Annotated in this window: 11 protein-coding genes and 2 pseudogenes; 9 read left to right on the top strand and 4 right to left on the bottom strand. The window is 39.8% G+C overall.

The window, feature by feature from the left end:
• Positions 1 to 98 precede the first annotated feature (98 nt).
• Positions 99 to 785: a cytochrome P450 gene (locus tag V7L31_RS28810; protein ID WP_334699407.1), complete on the top strand. Its 687-nt coding sequence runs from the start codon at positions 99 to 101 to the stop codon at positions 783 to 785.
• A gap of 102 nt (positions 786 to 887) precedes the next feature.
• Here the strand turns inward: V7L31_RS28810 and V7L31_RS28815 are convergent, their stop codons facing one another.
• Positions 888 to 1,376 carry a hypothetical protein gene (locus V7L31_RS28815; RefSeq protein ID WP_334699399.1) on the bottom strand — a complete coding sequence of 163 codons (489 nt, stop codon included), beginning with the start codon at positions 1,374 to 1,376 and terminating at the stop codon, positions 888 to 890.
• Between the two features lie 33 nt (positions 1,377 to 1,409).
• On the opposite strand from V7L31_RS28815, the gene V7L31_RS28820 reads away from it, so the two are divergent.
• Positions 1,410 to 2,249 (top strand): GNAT family N-acetyltransferase, encoded by an 840-nt coding sequence (locus tag V7L31_RS28820; RefSeq protein ID WP_334699400.1) that lies wholly within the window; start codon positions 1,410 to 1,412, stop codon positions 2,247 to 2,249.
• Between the two features lie 19 nt (positions 2,250 to 2,268).
• Here the strand turns inward: V7L31_RS28820 and V7L31_RS28825 are convergent, their stop codons facing one another.
• Positions 2,269 to 3,486, bottom strand: a complete 1,218-nt coding sequence (locus tag V7L31_RS28825; protein WP_334699401.1) for a hypothetical protein — start codon at positions 3,484 to 3,486, stop codon at positions 2,269 to 2,271.
• A gap of 110 nt (positions 3,487 to 3,596) precedes the next feature.
• Positions 3,597 to 4,688 (bottom strand): annotated as a pseudogene (locus V7L31_RS28830) (hypothetical protein); the annotation flags it as partial.
• Between the two features lie 286 nt (positions 4,689 to 4,974).
• On the opposite strand from V7L31_RS28830, the gene V7L31_RS28835 reads away from it, so the two are divergent.
• The 7 genes from V7L31_RS28835 to V7L31_RS28865 all read left to right on the top strand — a co-directional run bounded on the left by V7L31_RS28835 (position 4,975) and on the right by V7L31_RS28865 (position 18,140).
• Entirely contained in the window at positions 4,975 to 6,912 is a 1,938-nt protein-coding gene (locus V7L31_RS28835) for an alpha/beta hydrolase (RefSeq protein WP_334699402.1), read from the top strand.
• Between the two features lie 11 nt (positions 6,913 to 6,923).
• Positions 6,924 to 8,390, top strand: coding sequence for a VMAP-C domain-containing protein (locus V7L31_RS28840; protein ID WP_334699403.1), 1,467 nt, complete (start codon positions 6,924 to 6,926; stop codon positions 8,388 to 8,390).
• Positions 8,387 to 9,394, top strand: a complete 1,008-nt coding sequence (locus V7L31_RS28845; protein WP_292876877.1) for an AAA family ATPase — start codon at positions 8,387 to 8,389, stop codon at positions 9,392 to 9,394. Before V7L31_RS28840 ends, V7L31_RS28845 begins: the two co-directional genes overlap by 4 nt.
• A gap of 8 nt (positions 9,395 to 9,402) precedes the next feature.
• Entirely contained in the window at positions 9,403 to 12,369 is a 2,967-nt protein-coding gene (locus V7L31_RS28850) for an SAV_2336 N-terminal domain-related protein (RefSeq protein ID WP_334699404.1), read from the top strand.
• Between the two features lie 467 nt (positions 12,370 to 12,836).
• Positions 12,837 to 16,475, top strand: a complete 3,639-nt coding sequence (locus V7L31_RS28855) for an NB-ARC domain-containing protein (protein WP_334699405.1) — start codon at positions 12,837 to 12,839, stop codon at positions 16,473 to 16,475.
• A gap of 74 nt (positions 16,476 to 16,549) precedes the next feature.
• The gene (locus V7L31_RS28860; RefSeq protein WP_292876885.1) at positions 16,550 to 17,788 is read left to right on the top strand and encodes a glycosyltransferase; all 1,239 of its coding nucleotides are present in this window, start codon (positions 16,550 to 16,552) and stop codon (positions 17,786 to 17,788) included.
• A 58-nt stretch (positions 17,789 to 17,846) separates the two neighbouring features.
• Complete coding sequence (locus V7L31_RS28865) at positions 17,847 to 18,140, top strand: hypothetical protein (protein WP_334699406.1); 294 nt, start codon at positions 17,847 to 17,849, stop codon at positions 18,138 to 18,140.
• A gap of 164 nt (positions 18,141 to 18,304) precedes the next feature.
• On the opposite strand, the pseudogene V7L31_RS28870 reads toward V7L31_RS28865, so the two are convergent.
• A pseudogene (locus V7L31_RS28870) lies at positions 18,305 to 18,779 on the bottom strand (transposase); the annotation flags it as partial.
• Positions 18,780 to 18,873: the final 94 nt, after the last annotated feature.

Here is an 18,873-nt window from a genome sequence, read left to right on the forward strand (position 1 = left end):
GAGAAATTTGGTAAGTTGGGGCTATTTGAACTTAATTACAGTCAGAAATAAATAACCCTTCATTGTACCAGAAAATATTTATGCAAGAGTTCTAGCCTATTGCCCATCGAGATGTTTTAGGAATTCTATTACAGGCACAAGATGAGGAAGGAAATCGTCTGAGTATTGAGGATGTCTTAGATAACGTGTTAGCAATGCTTGTTGCTGGGCACGAAACTTTAACCTCAGCACTAACTTCTTTATGTTTATTGTTAGCACAACATCCACATGTGTTGCAAACAGCACATTTGGAACAAGCGAAAATTGGACACGCACAACTGCTGACACCAGAATGTCTTAAGCAAATGACCTATCTAGAGCTTGTGCTAAAAGAAGTTTTACGGATGCTGCCTCCAGTCGTTCGTAGCGGTTCGCGCAAAGTACTTAAAGAAAGTGAGTTTGCTGGATACCGTATCCCCCAAGGCTGGGACGTATTTTACCAAATTCAGGAAACTCATCAAGACGAGAATGTTTACGCTCAATCTCAACAATTTGATCCACAACGTTTTGCATCTGAATCCACCCAGGACAAACAAAAGGTTGGAAGCTATATTCCTTTTGGTGGTGGGATTCGAGAATGTTTAGGTAAAGAGTTTGCTCGGCTAGAAATGAAACTGTTTGCCGTACTACTGATTCGTGACTATGAATGGGAAATACTTCCTGGACAAAATTTAGAACGCTTAGTACTACCATTTTCTCGTCCGAGGGATGGTTTGAAAGTCAAGTTTTGGAGGCGCTACAGCTAACAACATGAAAACGTTGCAAGAACTTAAAACCCTGATTCTATTTATATTGTGCAGGACTTGGTAAATCAACTTATTTACTGTACATTCAGACCATTACAATCGCTACCCCTCCCAATTAACCAACACCCCATCAACACAAGCAATCTCCCACTGTGGAAACTTCACCAGCACCTTTTTAATCACAATCTGCAAAGCCAGATCATCATCCCAGCACTCCTGCAAGTACTCGACCCTCGGATTCTGCCCCGAATTTGCCGCAACTTTCAGTTTCTGCATACGCGACTGTCGCATATTTGACCTCGCAACAATTGCTTCATGCGACCATTTTTCAGCACTGGAGACAGACGCGGCGGAACTTTCACCTTCATCAACTGCTTTGGCTTCTCCACCCAAAACTGAATTTTCAACTAACAACGAAGTGGGATTTCCCTGTTCTACTTGTCTCTCTGTTTTATAAGCGATCGCAGAATTTAAAGAAAATTCATTTTGAGCGACGGGCGCGGCGGAACAAATACCTTCTCTACGAAACGCGCAAGGGACAAGACAATCTTCCACTTCCTCACCAAAGACTTGCTTTACTGTAGATAGCACAACTCTTTACTTGATTCGTGAAGAAGGCAAATCATGCAACTACATCAATTCGACAACATTCAGGAATTCTGGCACTGCACTCAGACTTATTTACTCCAGCATCAGGTAGAAAATAATGTTTTGCTCAGTATTTTGCATACTTTGTTGCATAACCCAGAACGTTACTTGGGTAAGCCTTATTTAGCAATCGTCCAAACAAGTGGCGAGATTCTGGCTGTTGCTATCCGCACCCCACCCCAAAAATTGATCCTATCCAAAGCCCAGAATATGGATGCCTTGGGCTTGATTGCTCAAGATTTATGTCTTGAGAAATTGCCAGGAAGCATGGGACTGGCAACTGAAGCAGAAATATTCTCGCAGACTTGGCAAGCGCTGACAGGACAATTCTATCAACGGTCGGTGGTAATGAAAATTTACCAATTAACAGCAGTGCAAACAGTCTCAACAGCCCAAGGATATCTCAGACTGGCAACCCAAGGCGATCGCTCTCTTTTGATCGAGTGGCTTTCTGCATTTTTATCTGAAATAGATGAAGCGGTGAGCGAAGATGTCGAACACCTTGTAGATAATCGGTTGAAACAGCAGAATACTTATTTTTGGATTGATAGCACTCCAGTTTCAGTTGCATCTAGTAAACAATTGTTACCTACAATTGGTCGGATCAATTTAGCTTATACACCACCAGAGTATCGTCGTAAAGGATATGCTACTGCCTGTGTTACAGCATTAAGCCAAAAACTGCTAGACCAGGGATGCTGTTATTGTTTGCTCATAGCAGATTTAGCCAATCCCACAGCTAATCATATTTATCAAGTGATTGGCTATCGCCCCCTAAGCGATTGGCACGAATACTCATTCACTTCAAAGGAGTAAGCATAAGAAAGCGATCGCGCTATTTGCCCCAATCCACCAAAACCCCATCTACACACGCAATCCCCCAATGGTGAAACTTCGCCAATAGTTTTTTGATCACAATCTGCAAAGCCGGATCATCATTCCAGCACGAGAGCAAAAAGTCAAAACCCGGATTCTGCCCCGAATTCGCCGCCGCTTTGAGTTTCTGCATACGCTTCGGTCGCATATTTGACCGCGCAACTATCGCCTCATGCGACCATTTTTCAGCACTGGGGATAGGCGCGGCGGAACCTTCGCCCCCATGATCCGCTTTGACTCCTTCACCCGAAACTGAATTTTCAACTAACAACGAAGCGGAATTACTTTGTTCTACTTGCCCCTGAGTTCGATTAGCGATGGCTACGCCCGCCGCAGGCATCGCAGAATTTAGAGATTTTTCATTTTGAGCCACAGGCGCGGCGGAAAAAGCACCTCCATGACAGTCTCTCGGCTCAACACCACAATCTTGATTTTCAGGCAACGAAGCAGATTCCCCCTGTGCAGCATCCACTAGCGTCAGCGATGTACAGTCATTCGCCGTAGGCGAGTCTTTCTCCTTCTCTGACACGCTTTGAACAGTCTGAGGCGAAGCGCCCTCCAAGGGCGCGTGAGCCGTCTCCTCCTCACGCGAAATCTGTGTAAGCGTGTCAGAGACACAGCTAACGAACTCTTTTGAAGAGTTCGTTAGCTGTTCCTGAACAGTTCGTGACAGCTTTTGAAACCCTTGCTCTGACTGACTTTCACTTAAAATAGATGCTTGATTTAAAGCACCCATTTCTTCACAGCCAGCATCTATCTCTGAATCCCCAGCATTTGATTCTCGTTTTTCAGCATCTGGTTTTGGTGACGCAGAATTAGCTTTCTCCCAAAATTCCTTCATCCGGCTACCATGTAAATTCTTCACCATCCAGCTAGCTGTTTCTCGTCCGTCCTGAATCGACTTGTCGGGCTTGAAAATGAATAGTCCACTATCAGAGAGAATTTTCTTTGCACAGATAAAAGTACTGTACCCCAAAGCAGAAATCAAAGGCATCCACCGAGAACCATAAGGGTCAGCCGTCCAGCACTCCTGCCACAGTTGGTTAACAGAGGGCTTTTGCTGCGATGTCCATAACATATCTTCGATGGGAATAATCACATGAAGCCTTTTATATGGGGATTGTGCTTTAGTAACAGCAGATTTTTTGGGTTTGGGTCTTGTGATAGTTGCAGTCATTCTACAATCTCCTGTTTATGTTGACGCACGGAAATTTCCCCCACTGTGATGCGGGGCTTGGTACTTGTATTGGGTTGTCTAAAGAATTACTGTTATGGGCAACAGATTAGTTAGCTTTGCCAGAATCGCAACTCATCTCGGAAATACCTATCAGTCTTTTTCGATTGCTCTTTCCAGTGATCCCAAGCCACTATTACCTCATCTCCTAATTCTTCTACTACCTCACCCCTCTCAACATACAAAGTGCGGTATGGATCGGCGTAGGCAACAATAGAACCCTTTCCGATAATTGGAGGATGAGAAGCAATTTCAAGAGATTTGATTAGTTCTATTTCCTCACTGGTCAATTCCGCCCAATAGTCTTGTTTGATTACCTCATACTCTTGCGCCACTGCCCAATAGTCCTGCCACGTACATCCAGGTTTAGCCAGCACTGCCCTAATATCACTAACCGCTTGAGGCAACATTTCCAGTTGCTCGGCTCGATATGCGATCGCTGATGGTGTCGGTTCACTCCCTAGAATGATTGCCGCAGCTTCGAGAGCTTGGGTATTGTTCATAGCGCTGGCCAAATTCTTCAAAGCCATGCCCATTAACCGTAAGCATTCTTGAGCATTTTCTTTTGGGGGTTCCTGAGCTAGCGATCGCAGATCAATGGTTTTCTCCAAGGCTTGCTTCACTTGCTTGTTCAACGCTTTAGTCGCTTGCTGCGTCATCGTATTCCCCCACTGTTGGACAGGATGCTCTTGTACGGCGTTTTCTAATTCCTGAATGCGAGAAAGGAGTTGTTGGTTCTCAGTCTCTAACTGCCGTAGCGATTCCATTTCATCCAGGCGTTGCTGTAACTGGATGTTTTGCTCTTTCTGCTGTTTGTACAGGTTTTGCAAGGATTGGATTTGCTCTTGCACCTGGGCTTCGGCTTTAGCCCCTGCTTCTGCTTGCAAACCAATTGTCAATTCCTGGGAAAGTCGCTCTAACTCTTGCTGATGCTGTTCTTTAATTTGGGCAATTGCTTCAGTATATTCTGGTGGATAAGTCTGCTCTCTGGGAAAGGGAACGCTGGCGGCATCTAAATCAGTATTGTTAATCAGCAGCCTCTCACCATCAGCAAAGGTAACAATCTGTTGCCAGCGATTTGGTGCGTCTGCCTCAATTACTCCCGAATCCCCATACCTTGGGTGTGATTGTGATGAAACTGTGACTAATCAGCAAATTAATTCATTCAAGCGAAAAATTGTTTTTAAACGCTCAAATCGAGGCGGAATAGGGCAAAAAGCGAGTATTTTGTAAATAAGCTTAAATTTGCTTAAACAAACTCTATCGTAAATTTACTGAGACTGTTATAGTCAGTCTGGAATCCTGTCTTATATATTTGTAGCTTTATATAGGCACTATCTAGATTAACCATGATGCAGATTAGTATCACAGACGATCTGAAGAAACACTTGTTTTCGACTATGGGATAACTTTAAAACAGGTAAGTAGTCAATGAAGTACGAGCGTCCCAAATTTAGGGAATTGATACAAGCTTTAACCGCTCAAGAACTCGATGAATCACTTGACGATTTTTCTGCCGTGCGGAATGAGTTTACTGATGGACAGCCAAAATATCTTAGAGATAGAATAATTCTTGATTATTTTGAAAAACATCAAGAAGAAATTGATAAATTATTAGAAGCCATTAAAAGGTGCAATTTAACAGCTTATAATAAGTACGTTTCAGAGTTAGAGAGTTCTGAAAATTCACAAAATCAGTTAGCTGCAAGCGACAAAACAAAATCAAATCAGACATCTAATATCCCTGAAGATAAAAACTGCGATATTCTAGTTCTCGCCGCCAATCCAATTGGTACTGACCAACTCCAATTGGAGGAAGAAGCCAATCGAATTCGACTGCGATTGCAAGAAGGAGAATTTGGAAAAAGCTATATAGTTAAAGTCGAAAAAGCTGTTCAGGTAGAAGAACTGTCTAAATATTTACTGCAATATGAACCGCTAATTCTGCACTTTAGCGGTCACGGTAGCCCCAATGGTGAAATTATTTTAAATAACTCCCAAGGACAAGCACAGCCAGTTTCTCCAGAAGCACTGGCAGAATTATTGGCTGTGCTTCATGGACGAATAGAATGTGTGGTACTCAATGCCTGCTTTTCATTAGAGAAAGCTGATGTACTAGCAGAGCAAGTTAGCTGTGTTGTCGGTATGAGTAAAGAAATTGGCGACCAATCTGCCATAACATTTGCCGCAGGTTTTTATCGAGGTTTAGGATTTGGTAGAGGATATTACAGTGCCTTTGAACTTGGTCGTAATGAAATTAAATTGTTGAAATTGTCAGATAGTGAAGTGCTACATTTCGTCACCCGTGATACATCCCTCCTTCAGCAAGAGGTAGTAAAACCAAGGGTGACTCGTACTGTTAAGCGCACAAACTCAACAGAAGCTACCCTATATCCTCTTTGGTTTGGAACTAACCGCAAACCCAAGAATCTACAGGATCTATCCCTTGGATTTTCAGGAGAGCGCGATCGCCAGCTTCACTATGGCACTTGTCAAGTAGCAGTACCAAAGTCTCATAAAATTGGCTCTACTGGTTCTCCCTTCTGGCAGAGATTGTTAACGTTTACAGATGATCGCCTTAAACTCAAGCAAGAGAGTCTGAAATACTTGCAGGAAAATAATTTTTGGGATGAAATTCAGAGGACGTTGCAAGCAAATCAGCCAGATGAGCGTTCGGCTTTAGTCTTCATTCATGGCTTTAACGTCAGTTTTGAAGATGCAGCTTTACGAGCAGCACAGATAGGGGTAGATTTGCAAGTAGCAGGAATTATGGCATTCTATAGCTGGCCGTCAAGAGGAAAACTAGCTGGTTATCCAGCAGACGAGGCGACGATTGAAGCCAGTGAAAAATACATTACTGAGTTTTTACTTAACTTGGCGCAAAAGAGTGGGGCAGAAAAAATCCATATTATTGCTCATAGTATGGGAAATCGCGGGTTACTCAGAGCAATGCAGCGAATTTTGGCTCAAGTTCAAGCCGAGAGTAAAGTCTCCTTTGGACAAATCTTTCTTGCAGCTCCTGATGTTGATCCAGATATCTTTGAAGAATTAGCAGTAGCTTATCAAAGCCTGGCTGAACGCACGACTCTTTACATTTCTGCTAAAGATAAAGCTTTGGCAACATCAGGTATTATTCATGATCATCCCCGTGTGGGTTTTTTCCCACCGATTACAGTTGTTGATGGTATAGATACAGTCGAAGTTTCTAATATTGATTTAACACTTCTAGGTCATGGTTATTTTGCAGATGCCCGCGATTTGCTTCAAGATATGCACCAATTGTTGATATATAATTCATCTCCTGAACAACGATTTGGGTTGCGAAAAAAACAAGAGAATGGGCAAAATTATTGGATTATTGGGAGGTAGATCAGTAGTCAATGAAGTATAACCGTGAGATTTTGAGGCAATTACTAACAGCTTTAACTGATCCAGAATTATATGAATCACTTGACAATTTCCCTTCCGTGCGTAATCAGTTTTCTGATAATCAGCAAAAATATCTTAAAGTAGAAACAATTCTTAATCATTTTGAAACCCGTCAAAACGGAGAGGATGAAGAAGGCTTTCCTAAATTTTTAGAAGTAATTAAAAGATGCAATAATACAGCTTATAAGAACTATGTTAAGCGCCTAGATAGTTCTGAGGATAAAGGAGTTTCATCGCTCTTTGATTTAAAAAAAGGAGTAAATTTAGATACTAAATTAATTGACGAATTAACAAATATATTTCCTGAACAAGATGACTTATTTTGGCAATGTGTCAAGCAAGTATATCAAGATTTTTTATGGCAACTAAGCCAACCTGATTTAGAGTTGGAACCAGATAATTTAAGTGGATATTTATTATTACAGCTAGAAGATTGGCCGGAAAAGACAATTATTCTGGAATTTATTCCTCGTTTACTTGCGTATTTATCAACTAAATATAGTAATCAATACCTGAAAATTGTGCGGAATTTACAAAAAATAGCAAATAAACACATTGATATTTCTCCAGTTATGACAATAGATACTTTGAAAGAATCCTTAAGGAATTTCAAACAAGAATATAAAAAATCCTTAGATATAAATTATTATTTAATAATTGAAATTAAAGATAGCCAATCTCATCCAAATTTATTTCAAATTTCTGGTTGGTTAACAAAAAATAACATCGCTGATTATTTAAAACCTTTAACAAATCAGCATTTAAGAGTAAAAATAGAGGAAAATAAAACACAAGAACAATATTATAAAAAAGAAAATATCAAAGAAATTGTTAAAAGTTTTATAACTCAAATTACTGATGCTCAAGAAATTCAAGAATTAATTATTGAATTTTTTCTACCTTCGTCTTTGTTCGGCTGGGAGGTAGATAAATGGAAATTCGATTCGTCGGATATAATTTGTTTAGGAATAGTACATGAAGTCAGAATTCGTTCTTTAGACCGTCTGAAACCTATGTATAACCTATACAAAAATAGATGGGAAAATAAATGGAGATATGTTAAAAGATGTGTTAGTCCACTCCCACAATTTTTGAACAGTGATCTTAACTGTAATGTGAATACTTTAATTGGTCAGTTACAAGATAAAAAAATTGTTGGATTGAAATTGACATCGGCTCTAAAATCCAATCATGAAGAGATTGCTTCGGCTTTATACTATTCTGGCACACCGATCGCTCTGTGGTTTAGAAGTGAACCACCAGAAGGTGATTGCAAAACTGAACTTGATAATTTGTTACAGCATGACTTATCACAACTCTCAACGCAAGTACGTACACAACGTTCTCAGCCAGAACGCCATATTTCCTTGATCTGGGATGATCCAAACCGCCTAATTCCTACCTATCAACTCAAATGAACGACTGGAAAATTTTTAAAAAAGACAGTGAACCTCATGAGGAAATTCAACGCCTACCCACAGCACCAAGTTGGCGTAGTTTCAGTTCGACAGCAGGAGGAAAGACTGAAGAAGAAAAACGCGGGGCAACGTTTCAAATCCAAGATGAAGAAGTAGAATTGGTGAATGCAGCCCTATACTTGCGCCGTCCTTTGTTAGTTGAAGGAAAACCAGGCACGGGAAAAACCTCTCTTGCCTACGCGATTGCTCATCAATTAAAATTAGGCCAAGTCCTAAGATGGAATATCACAACTCGTTCTACTTTAACCGAGGGTCTTTACAGTTATGACGCAGTAGGACGGTTACAGAGTATCAGGAGACAAAATCAGGATTCCCAAAGTTCAGACACTAGCACAGACAAGCAGGAAAGTAATCAAGGAGACGATATTGGTAAGTACGTCCGACTAGGAGCAGTAGGCACAGCTTTATATCAAAGTCAGGAGAAAAAACCCAGAGTCCTTCTCATAGATGAAATTGATAAAAGTGATATTGACTTGCCCAATAATCTCCTGCATATTTTTGAAGAAGGGCAATTTGATATTCCCGAATTAGCTCGTATCAAAAAACAGCAACCTAAAGTCACAGTGTTTACATCTGAAAATGAAGAAGTAGAGATTGAAGAAGGAAAAATTCCCTGTTCAGCTTTTCCTTTCGTAATTCTGACGAGTAACGGAGAACGAGATTTTCCCCCGCCGTTTTTACGTCGCTGTATTCGCTTGACTATGACAGAACCTAACCTTGAACGCATCAAAAAAATTGTTCAGGCTCACTTTCAAGAAGACAAAGATATTTTAACAAAAGCCAAGCCGATTATCGAGAAATATCAGGAATTACAAACCAAAGGACAATTAGCGACCGACCAACTATTAAATGTTATCTATCTTGTCACTAGAAAAGATTTTACAGAGATGGATAAAGATAAATTTATAGAGAAATTATTACAGTATTTATCCAACTTACTTTGAGAGGATATATGTCTGCGCCATCAGAAAAAGATAACCCTAAATTACCAGAAGTAGAAATTAACCTAACGGCGCAGGAGTTAGCAGATATTATCTGGTTAATGGTTCAAATTAAGCCGTCAATTGATATTGTTGAAGTTGCGTCAGTTCCAACTCAAGATAATTCACCAATAATCTCATCACCTCCTCCAAATTCTGAGAGTATTGATTTTCCAGAGATTGTTAAACCAATAGAAGATACTACCCCCGCTTATGTAGCTCCTCTCGCTAATCACTCTTCTGAATCTGCATGGGCGGGATTACCACTTAAAGTTACTGATCCCCTAGCACTTAGAAATACTTTAGCATTGGGGCGATCTCTCCGCCCATTAATGCGAAAATCCCCTTCTTTAACCGAAATGATTTTGAATGAAGAAGCAACCGTCACCAGCATTGCTGAAAAGGATTTTTGGCTTCCTGTGCTTCAACCTGTCTCTACTCGATGGCTAGAAGTCGCTTTAGTGATTGAAGAAACAGCAAGATATCCCCTTTGGCGACAAATACTAACAGAATTTCAACAACTTTTAGAGAGACATGGAGCATTTCGTAATGTTAGCCTATGGCATTTAAAAATGGGCAATGAGGGCGAAGTACAACTTTATCTCAAACATCGTCAAGCCAGCTTAAAAGAACTGAACGACCCCAGTGTTAGACGTTTAATTTGGCTAGTTAGTGACTGTGTATCACCAATTTGGCACAATGGCTCTTTACTGAAAGTGTTGAGAGATTGGGCTAGAATTCAACCAGTTTCGTTACTTCAGTTATTACCAGAACGGTTATGGTCACGTACAGCTTTAAGCTGGGGAATGGAAGTGCAATTGTACTCGGAAAATCCTGGCGTTCCCAATGCTCGGTTATCAAAAACTCGCCTACCTGTAGATACACGGTTTAATTCCCCACAAGCTTTAACTTTACCCATTGTCACCTTAGAATCTTTTCCCATGAAAAACTGGGCAAAGGTTTTAGCAGGAGTTGGAGGGAGTAGGACACCAGGGCTAGTTTTTCTACCAGAAAAAATCACGCCTCAAGCTAGTGCGAATGATGACGAAGATAACCAACTTTCTCCTAAAGCTAGGGTAAGTCGTTTTCAGTCGGCTGCTTCCCTTCTATCTCGCCAGTTAGCGCAGATGATGGCGGCGGCTCCTGTCAGTTTACCTGTAATTCGACTAATTCAGCAAACCCTATTACCTAACTCCCATGCTGTTCATCTAGCAGAAGTTTTGATGGGTGGATTACTCAAACCAACAGCAGAGCAACCTAGAAATCAGGTAAATGAAGAGGTTAACTATGAATTTTATCCTGGTGTGAGAGAAGAACTCATAAAAATCACACGCAAAAGTCAGACTATTGATGTAATCCTCTGTCTTTCTGAGTTTATTAATAGAGAGTTAAAATTAAGGCAACCAGTCAGAAATTTTGAGGCAATATTGTTTAATCCTGATATAAAGATTGACCCAGATTATTTGCCTTTTGCTGATATTACGGCTCAAACTCTACAGGTATTAGGGGGAAAATATGCTGAAATGGGTGAGCAAATTCAGCACAAAATTTTCCAGTCAAATACATCAAATCAAAATCCAATAATAATTTCGGAACCAGAAAAATTAAAACGAATATTTCTTTTTATAGATGGTGATAATTTAAATCATGCTGTTTCCCCAAATAGTCAATTTGATTATCAAAAATTTCTCTCGCTTGTTCAGAAGAGAACATCATCTTGCCAAGCTTATTTTTATCTGAGTGTTACTAAAAATAAAACACAAAAAAAATTATTGAATACCTTAAAAGAATATGGCTATCAAATTAGAACTCAAAAAGTAAGTACAGGAAGTAAATCTGATATCGATTCCTTAATAATTACCGATTTAATTAGCTTATCTCAGGCTTATGATATTGCTATTTTAGTCAGTGGCGATAGTGATTTTCTTGAACCAGTCTGCCAGCTTCAAAGTCGCGGTAAAAGTGTTGAAATTATCAGCTTTAGTTCTGGTACCAGTAGCAAGCTAATTGAAGTAGCAGATAATTATCTTGATTTGTCATCTGAACCTATAGAACTAGTAGCTTTACCAACTGAGAAGTTTGAAACCGTTACAGTTAACCGTCGTGGCGAAGTCATTAGTCATTCAAGTAAAGTCGCCCGCTACTTTACTGAAACTATAGCTCAAGGGATATTTCTACAAATGATGTCCATCCCCGGTGGTAAATTTATGATGGGTTCACAGAACGATGAAGCCGAACGCTACGACGATGAAAGCCCTCAGCATGAAGTTACAGTTCCTTCATTCTTCATGGGCAAATATCCAATAACTCAAGCACAATGGCGAGTGGTGGCGGCGTTAGAACAAGTAAACCGCGAATTGAACCCCAATCCCTCAAACTTTAAAAATGATAATTTACCAGTAGAAGGAATTTTCTGGTATGAAGCGGTAGAGTTTTGTGATAGATTAACGGAACATACAAACAGGCATTACAGACTGCCTAGTGAAGCAGAATGGGAGTATGCCTGTCGCGCTGGAACAATTACACCCTTCCATTTTGGCCAAACAATTACATCCGAGTTAGCCAACTATAAAGCTACAGATACTTATGGTGCTGGTGTCAAAGGAATAGATCGGGAAGAAACAACCGAGGTAGGCAGTTTTAAAGTGGCTAATGCCTTTGGATTATACGATATGCACGGTAATGTCTGGGAGTGGTGCCTTGATGATTGGCACAGTCATTATGAAGAAGCACCAACGAATGGCAACCCTTGGTTTCAGAATCATTATCCCCTATCTCAGAAACAAGGTAATGCTGTGGTACGAGGTGGTTCTTGGAACTATAATCCCAGTGAATGCCGTTCTGCTTCTCGAGGTAGCCTCAATAGGGCAGAAAGCGACCTCGCTCTCAACTTTATCGGTTTTCGTGTTGTTTGCGAAGTTAAGGGAATTATTTGGTAGTCTTTTATTATTTAAAGCTTTATCTGTTTGTGTGGGCGAGAAATGCCACAATTTCTACTAATTTGTCCATTAATAATTATCCTATGAAGAACCAAAATCATCTAACTTTGAAATACCTAATGAGTTTAGACAAAAAATAGAATGAAAAAAACATCAAATGTATACACCAAAAGACTTAGATATTGTTTTACTCACTTTCTTGATATATCTATCTTTGAAGAATTTTGAGTCATTAGTGTATTTTCCTTGCCCTGTATAAGTTAGGCTTGATTTTTGCATCAAAAATGTTGAAGTTTCGCTAAATTTTTATTACATCATTAACGTTTTTAATATGTTTATTATTAATTTAATAGTATAAAGTAATATACAATTCAAGTTATAAAAGCTGTATTAAATTATTCTATTTATACTACTTAAATAGAGACATAGCTGCTGGCATCATTCGTCATGAAGAAGGTCTTAATCACATGAATGAGATGTCTGATGATTTTCTCAGTAGAGTAATGGTTGAATATGGTGTATCTGAAGATGAATTGACTGCTTTGCGTCTAGCATTAGCTGGTCAAACAGCAGAAGAAACTTCAAAAATTCTAAATATTGACACGGTAGCAGTTCGTAAAAAATTACACTCGGTTTATAGAAAGTTTGGTATTAAAGGTAATATTAATGACAAGTTGGAGATTTTAAGAAGTCGGCTTCTAGAACAACATAAATCTTCTCAATATACTTCTCAGCAGAGTTCGTTCTCTTGCAGGCTTGATAAACTTCCTGATGTAGCTGATTTCTACGGACGCAAGAGAGAATTGATTACTCTATCACAGTGGATTTTAAATGATAATTGCCAATTGGTGGCATTGTTAGGGCTGGGAGGGATAGGCAAAACGGATTTGGCCGTTAAATTAGTGGAAGAGATCCAAGACCATTTTGATTGCATTATCTGGCGAAATCTTAAGAATGCGCCAGGATTTGAAGAGGAACTTGAAGGCTTAATTGATTCTTTACGAGAAAAACAGGCATTATCCAACCTGCCAAAAGCTGATTTTCCTAAAGATGCCAGTGGTAGGATAGATTTTCTAATTAGCAATTATCTACAAAATTACCGTCTACTGATTATTCTGGATAACTTAGAAACAGTTTTACAAGAAAAAGATACAACTGGTTCTTACCGAAACGGCTATGAGGGATACGGAGAGTTGCTCAAGTGTGCGGGGCAGATTCGCCATCAAAGTTGTATTCTGTTGACCAGTCGAGAAAAGCCAAAAGATATGATTTCTTTTAAAGGATCAACTTTCCCAGTTCGATCGCTTACGCTTAAGGGTCTAGAAGAAGATGATGCGCGTGAAATTTTAGTAGTTAAAGATATTGTTACCGGCACTTCAGAATTCCTAAAATCTCAGTTAGAAGAAGATGCAAAAAATTTAATTCGCAGATGCGGTGGTCATCCATTAGCTCTCAAATTAGTTTCATCTGTAATTCAAGAGTTCTTTGATGGTAATATTGCCAATTTTTTGAGTCAGGAAATTATCGTTCTTGATGACATTAGTCTTTTATTACAAACACAATTTGAACGATTATCGGCACTAGAAAAAGAAGTAATGTATTGGTTAGCTATTAACCGAGAACCCATTTCTTTTCAAGAGTTACAAAATGATATTATTTCAGAACTGTCAAAACTCAAATTACTAGAGGCACTCAAATCTTTAATCAGACGATCACTAATCAATTATGATAAGCCAAATTTTACTCAACATCCCGTAGTATTAGAGTATATAATTCGGCGATTGGTTGAGCAGGTGTGTGACGAAATAGTAGCTGGAGAACTTGTCTTATTTGATCACCATGCGTTAGTAAAAACAAATGTAAAGAGTTCTACAAGAAAAATACAAATCCGCCTTATCTTATCATCAGTTGCTGCTAAATTAATTACCATCTATGGTGATAAGGAAGCAGTTAAGGATAGGTTAAATACAATTTGCTTAAAGTTGCAAGAGGAGTCAAGACATAATCTCAAAACATCATTGGTATCAGGATACGCAGTTGGCAACATTCTCAATCTGCTGATCTATCAGAAAACTGATTTGAAAGGATCAGACTTTTCAAATTTGTCTATTAGGCATGGCTACTTCCAGGGGGTAGATTTGCCAACAGTAAATTTTACTAATTCTCATTTAGTAAAGTGCGTTTTTACTCAAACTTTCAGCAATGTGATATCAGTGGCGTTTAGTGCCGATGGTAAACTTTTAGCTGTCGCTGATGCAAGCGGTGAAATTTATGTGTGGAACATTACAGAGGGGATGAAATTACTCTTCTCCTGTCATGGCCATACTAATCGCGTGTGGTCAGTTGCTTTTAGTCATGATGGACAGACAATTGCTAGTGGAAGTGATGATCAAACTGTACGTATCTGGAATGCTAAGAATGGGCGGCTACTGAAAACTTTTGATGCTGGACAAGATACGGAAACCTTGGGTGAACCTCCTGAATATGAAAGTATCAGTAGAGTTTTCTCAATTTCTTTGAGTCGAAATGGTCGGTTCTTAGCCAGTAGCGGCGATGATCAAATCATACGGATTTGGGATGTCAATACTGGTGAACCGATAAAAATCCTTAAGGGACATACTAGTAAGGTAATGTCAGTAGTTTTCAGTCCCGATGGACAGACAATTGCTAGTTGCAGTGAAGATAAATCCATACGGATTTGGGATACCTGCACAGGCAAACACAAAACTTTACAAGGGCATAGTGGTAGAGTATGGTCAGTTGCTTTCAATTTCGATGGTTCACTCTTAGCTAGTGGTGGAGAGGACAATACTATAAAAGTTTGGGATATTACAACAGGTCATCCTATTTACACATTGACAGGACACAGCAGTTGGGTGATGTCTGTTATTTTCACTAATGAGCAAATTTTAGCTAGTGGCAGTGATGATCGTACAGTACGTCTCTGGGATGTCCATACTGGTGAATGCTTTAAAATTTTGGAAGGACACAGCAACCGAGTTTGGTCAGTAGCCTTTGCTTTCAACCGTAATAGTTTGATCCTTGCTAGTGGCAGTGAAGATCGCACAGTGCGTCTTTGGGATCATCAAACGGGTGAATACATAAGTACCATGAAAGGATATGTTAATAGAATATGGGCTGTAGCCTTTAGTCCTAAGAACTCACTATTAGCTAGTGGCAGTGATGATGGTACAGTACGTCTTTGGGATGTCCATTCGGATAAATGTATCCAAGTTTTGGAAGGACATCGCGATCGCGTCTGGTCAGTAGCTTTTAGTCCAGATGGTTCACTTTTAGCTAGTGGTAGCAGTGATTTAACTATACAAATCTGGGATATCCTTATAGGTGAATGTATTCAGATTTTAGAAGGACACACTAATTGGGTGTGGTCAGTGACTTTTAGTTCCGATAATCAAACATTAGCTAGTGCTAGTGATGACCAAGAAATCAGGCTTTGGAATACACATACTGGTGAGGTTCAAAAGATATTGCAAGGACATACTAGTAGAGTGTGGTCAGTAGCTTTTAGTCCAGATGGTTCACTTTTAGCTAGTGGTGGAGAAGACAAAACTGTGCGAATTTGGGATGTCCATACTGGTGAATGTATTAAAACTCTTGAGGGGCATAAAAATTGGATTAGAGCAATTTCCTTTAGTTTTACTGGACACATTTTGGCTAGTGCTGGTGAAGACAAAACCATCCGCATTTGGGATACAAATACAGGTGAAGTTTATAAAATCTTAGAAGGGCATACTGGTCGAGTTCGTTCCATTTCTTTTAGTTCAAATAGTTCTCACTTAGTTAGTGGCGGGGAAGACAAAACTGTGCGAATTTGGGATGTCCACACTGGCAAATGTCTCAAGATTTTAGAAGGGCATACCAGTTGGGTTGGCTCAGTTGCTTTTAACTTAGAAAACTCTTTTGTAGCTAGCGGCAGTGAGGACGAAACGATACGAATTTGGAATGTTGCAAATCTAGAGCAAAGCAAATACCTACGAACACTCAGCATCCCGAAGCCCTATCAAGGGATGAATATTACTGATATAATAGGAGTAGAACCTTTTCAAAAACAGCAATTGAAAGCTTTAGGTGCAATAGGCTGTTAGTTGTGAATTTTAGCATAGATTTACATCATAATTAATGAATTGAATTGATAATTGGCTTAAAGCGGAGTTTAATAGTGGGAAAAAATATCAGAAAAGCAATCGCTTTCATTTCTGTTAATGGTGATCCCGCAGCAGAAATTGGCGAAGAAGAAACAGGTGGGCAAAGTGTATATCTCTCTCAGATTAGTAGAATTTTAGCAACCTTGGGGTGGCAAGTAGATATGTTCACTCGCAAGGCCAATCCAAATAGCCCAAGAATTGTTTCCCACTCACCTTTCTGCCGCACTATCCGCTTAAATGCTGGACCAGAACATTATATTTCTCGAGATGAAATTTTCGAGTATATGCCTCAATTTTTACAGGCTTTTGAGGGCTTTCAAGTTGAAAATGCCATTCGCTATCCATTAGTTCATACACATTACTGGCTCTCTGGTTGGATTGGCTTACAGTTGAAGAAACGTTCTATAGCTACAAGCATTGTGCATACTTATCACTCTCTAGCAGAGGTCAAATACCAAAGTGTCTCTAGTCAACCCAAGGTTGCAAGTACAAGGCTAACAACCGAACAACAAATTCTTGAACAGTTAGATGTTATAGTTGCAACCAGTCCTCAAGAAAGAGAAGATTTGAGATATCTATTATCCTCAAAAGGTTGTGTGATAGTCATTCCTTGTGGAGTTGATATTCATAACTTCCATGTGATACCGAAAGCACAAGCTCGACTCAGATTAGGTTTAGATATAAATGATCAGATTGTCCTTTATGTAGGGCGGTTTGATTTTCGCAAAGGTATCGAGACAATGGTAAGAGCTTGCGCTCAATCGATAGCACATTCAAAAGGCAAGTTGCAAGTCATCATTGTTGCGGGAAGTAACCCAAACCGTATTGATGGGATAGAACGGAATCGAATTGAACAGATTGTGCAAGAGGTTGGTCTTGCTGAAAAAGTAACATTCCCTGGGCAGATTAGTCATGATTTGATGCCATTATTTTATTCATCTGCTGATGTATGCACCATTCCTAGCCACTACGAACCTTTTGGTCTTGTAGCTCTTGAAGCAATGGCTTGCGGGACTCCTGTGGTAGCCTCTGACACTGGTGGACTCAAGTTTACGATAGTACCAGAACAAACAGGGTTGTTAGTTCCTCCTAAAGATACTACAGCTTTTACTAAGGCAATTGATTCGATTTTAGAAAATGAGAGTTGGGCTAGAAGTATGGGTGAGCAAGGAGTAAAGCGTGTGTGCGAAAAGTTTAGTTGGGAGAAAGTCACTAATGAACTAAATAGTCTCTATCGAAGCTTGATACCGTAAAATCTAAGTAGAAATTTTCAGATTTTAGTTTTGTTAAAATCCTAAAATTAAGAGGTTATTGCTTGATAGAGATCACTACTCTTACCACTTCACCAACACCCCATCCGCTACCACTAATCTCCACCGGAAACCGCCGCATCATCTCCGCCAACGCCACCGCCTCACCCTCCGGCGTATACACACACAACCTCACCCGACATTGCAATCACAACCCTCTGCCGTCCCGCCCACTCAAACCAAACCTCCACAGCAGATTTGGCCTGTGTGGACTCTGTTTTTCTCTCCGGCGTTGCAAGCAACAACAAACACAGCTTCTGGTGAATTAACGCCAATCCCAATACTTCTCGGTTAAGAATTAAGCAGTATTGAGAATAAAAAAAGTGAGTGGTTGAAGTTTAGTACCCGCTCCTCTGTGGATTGGTTTTCTAGATGGAAACTTAGAACGAGGTTTTTTGACTACTCTGGGATTTGTTCTGCCCTGTCTTGGAGGGATTTTTTGCTCCAAAATTTCCAGGATTAGTTTGGAGAAAAAAAGGGTAGTTGCTCACTGTTGACATCTTGGAAATCAGCAATAGCACAGGCGTTTAACTTTGAGAGTACCAGTGAAACCTAAGCGCAAAGGAGATATTTCAGCAGCAGTTGCGGCTTGAACTATTATTGTACCAACTGCATAATGGCTTAAAAGCCAGCCGTAGATTTCTTGAACAACTTCGCGGGGGTTAAGAGAACGAATGGGAGTTTTACGCCCATTTAGATGAGTTTTTAACTCATCAATAGTGTTTTCAATTTCCCAACGCTGATGATATTCTGTGGCCAACAACAAAGCCGGAAATAGCGCAATATCTATCAAACTGGTAATTAAACGATAAGTTTGTTGTCCATTCTCGGAGTCGATAGTGTATTCTATAACCCGTACCTGAATCCTTGACCCACCTTTGTGCTTAGATTTGCGGTCTGGAGCAATCCAGGACAGATATGAGCCATCGTCTAAAACCCACATTCCGCACCCTTAACTGTCACAATCGGTTATTACGGAATTTGCTTGATAGAAAATGAGTAAAAAATTACATTTATCTCAAAAAAAC

It is taken from the genome of Nostoc sp. (assembly GCF_036916655.1).
GTDB lineage: Bacteria > Cyanobacteriota > Cyanobacteriia > Cyanobacteriales > Nostocaceae > Nostoc.

What these genes read in the sequence shown, in the direction of transcription:
- V7L31_RS28820 (WP_334699400.1), top strand. Translation starts at nt 1,410, where the DNA reads ATGCAACTACATCAATTCGACAACATTCAGGAATTCTGGCACTGCACT.
- V7L31_RS28825 (WP_334699401.1), bottom strand. Translation starts at nt 3,486, where the DNA reads ATGACTGCAACTATCACAAGACCCAAACCCAAAAAATCTGCTGTTACT.
- V7L31_RS28835 (WP_334699402.1), top strand. Translation starts at nt 4,975, where the DNA reads ATGAAGTACGAGCGTCCCAAATTTAGGGAATTGATACAAGCTTTAACC.
- V7L31_RS28840 (WP_334699403.1), top strand. Translation starts at nt 6,924, where the DNA reads ATGAAGTATAACCGTGAGATTTTGAGGCAATTACTAACAGCTTTAACT.
- V7L31_RS28845 (WP_292876877.1), top strand. Translation starts at nt 8,387, where the DNA reads ATGAACGACTGGAAAATTTTTAAAAAAGACAGTGAACCTCATGAGGAA.
- V7L31_RS28850 (WP_334699404.1), top strand. Translation starts at nt 9,403, where the DNA reads ATGTCTGCGCCATCAGAAAAAGATAACCCTAAATTACCAGAAGTAGAA.
- V7L31_RS28855 (WP_334699405.1), top strand. Translation starts at nt 12,837, where the DNA reads ATGAATGAGATGTCTGATGATTTTCTCAGTAGAGTAATGGTTGAATAT.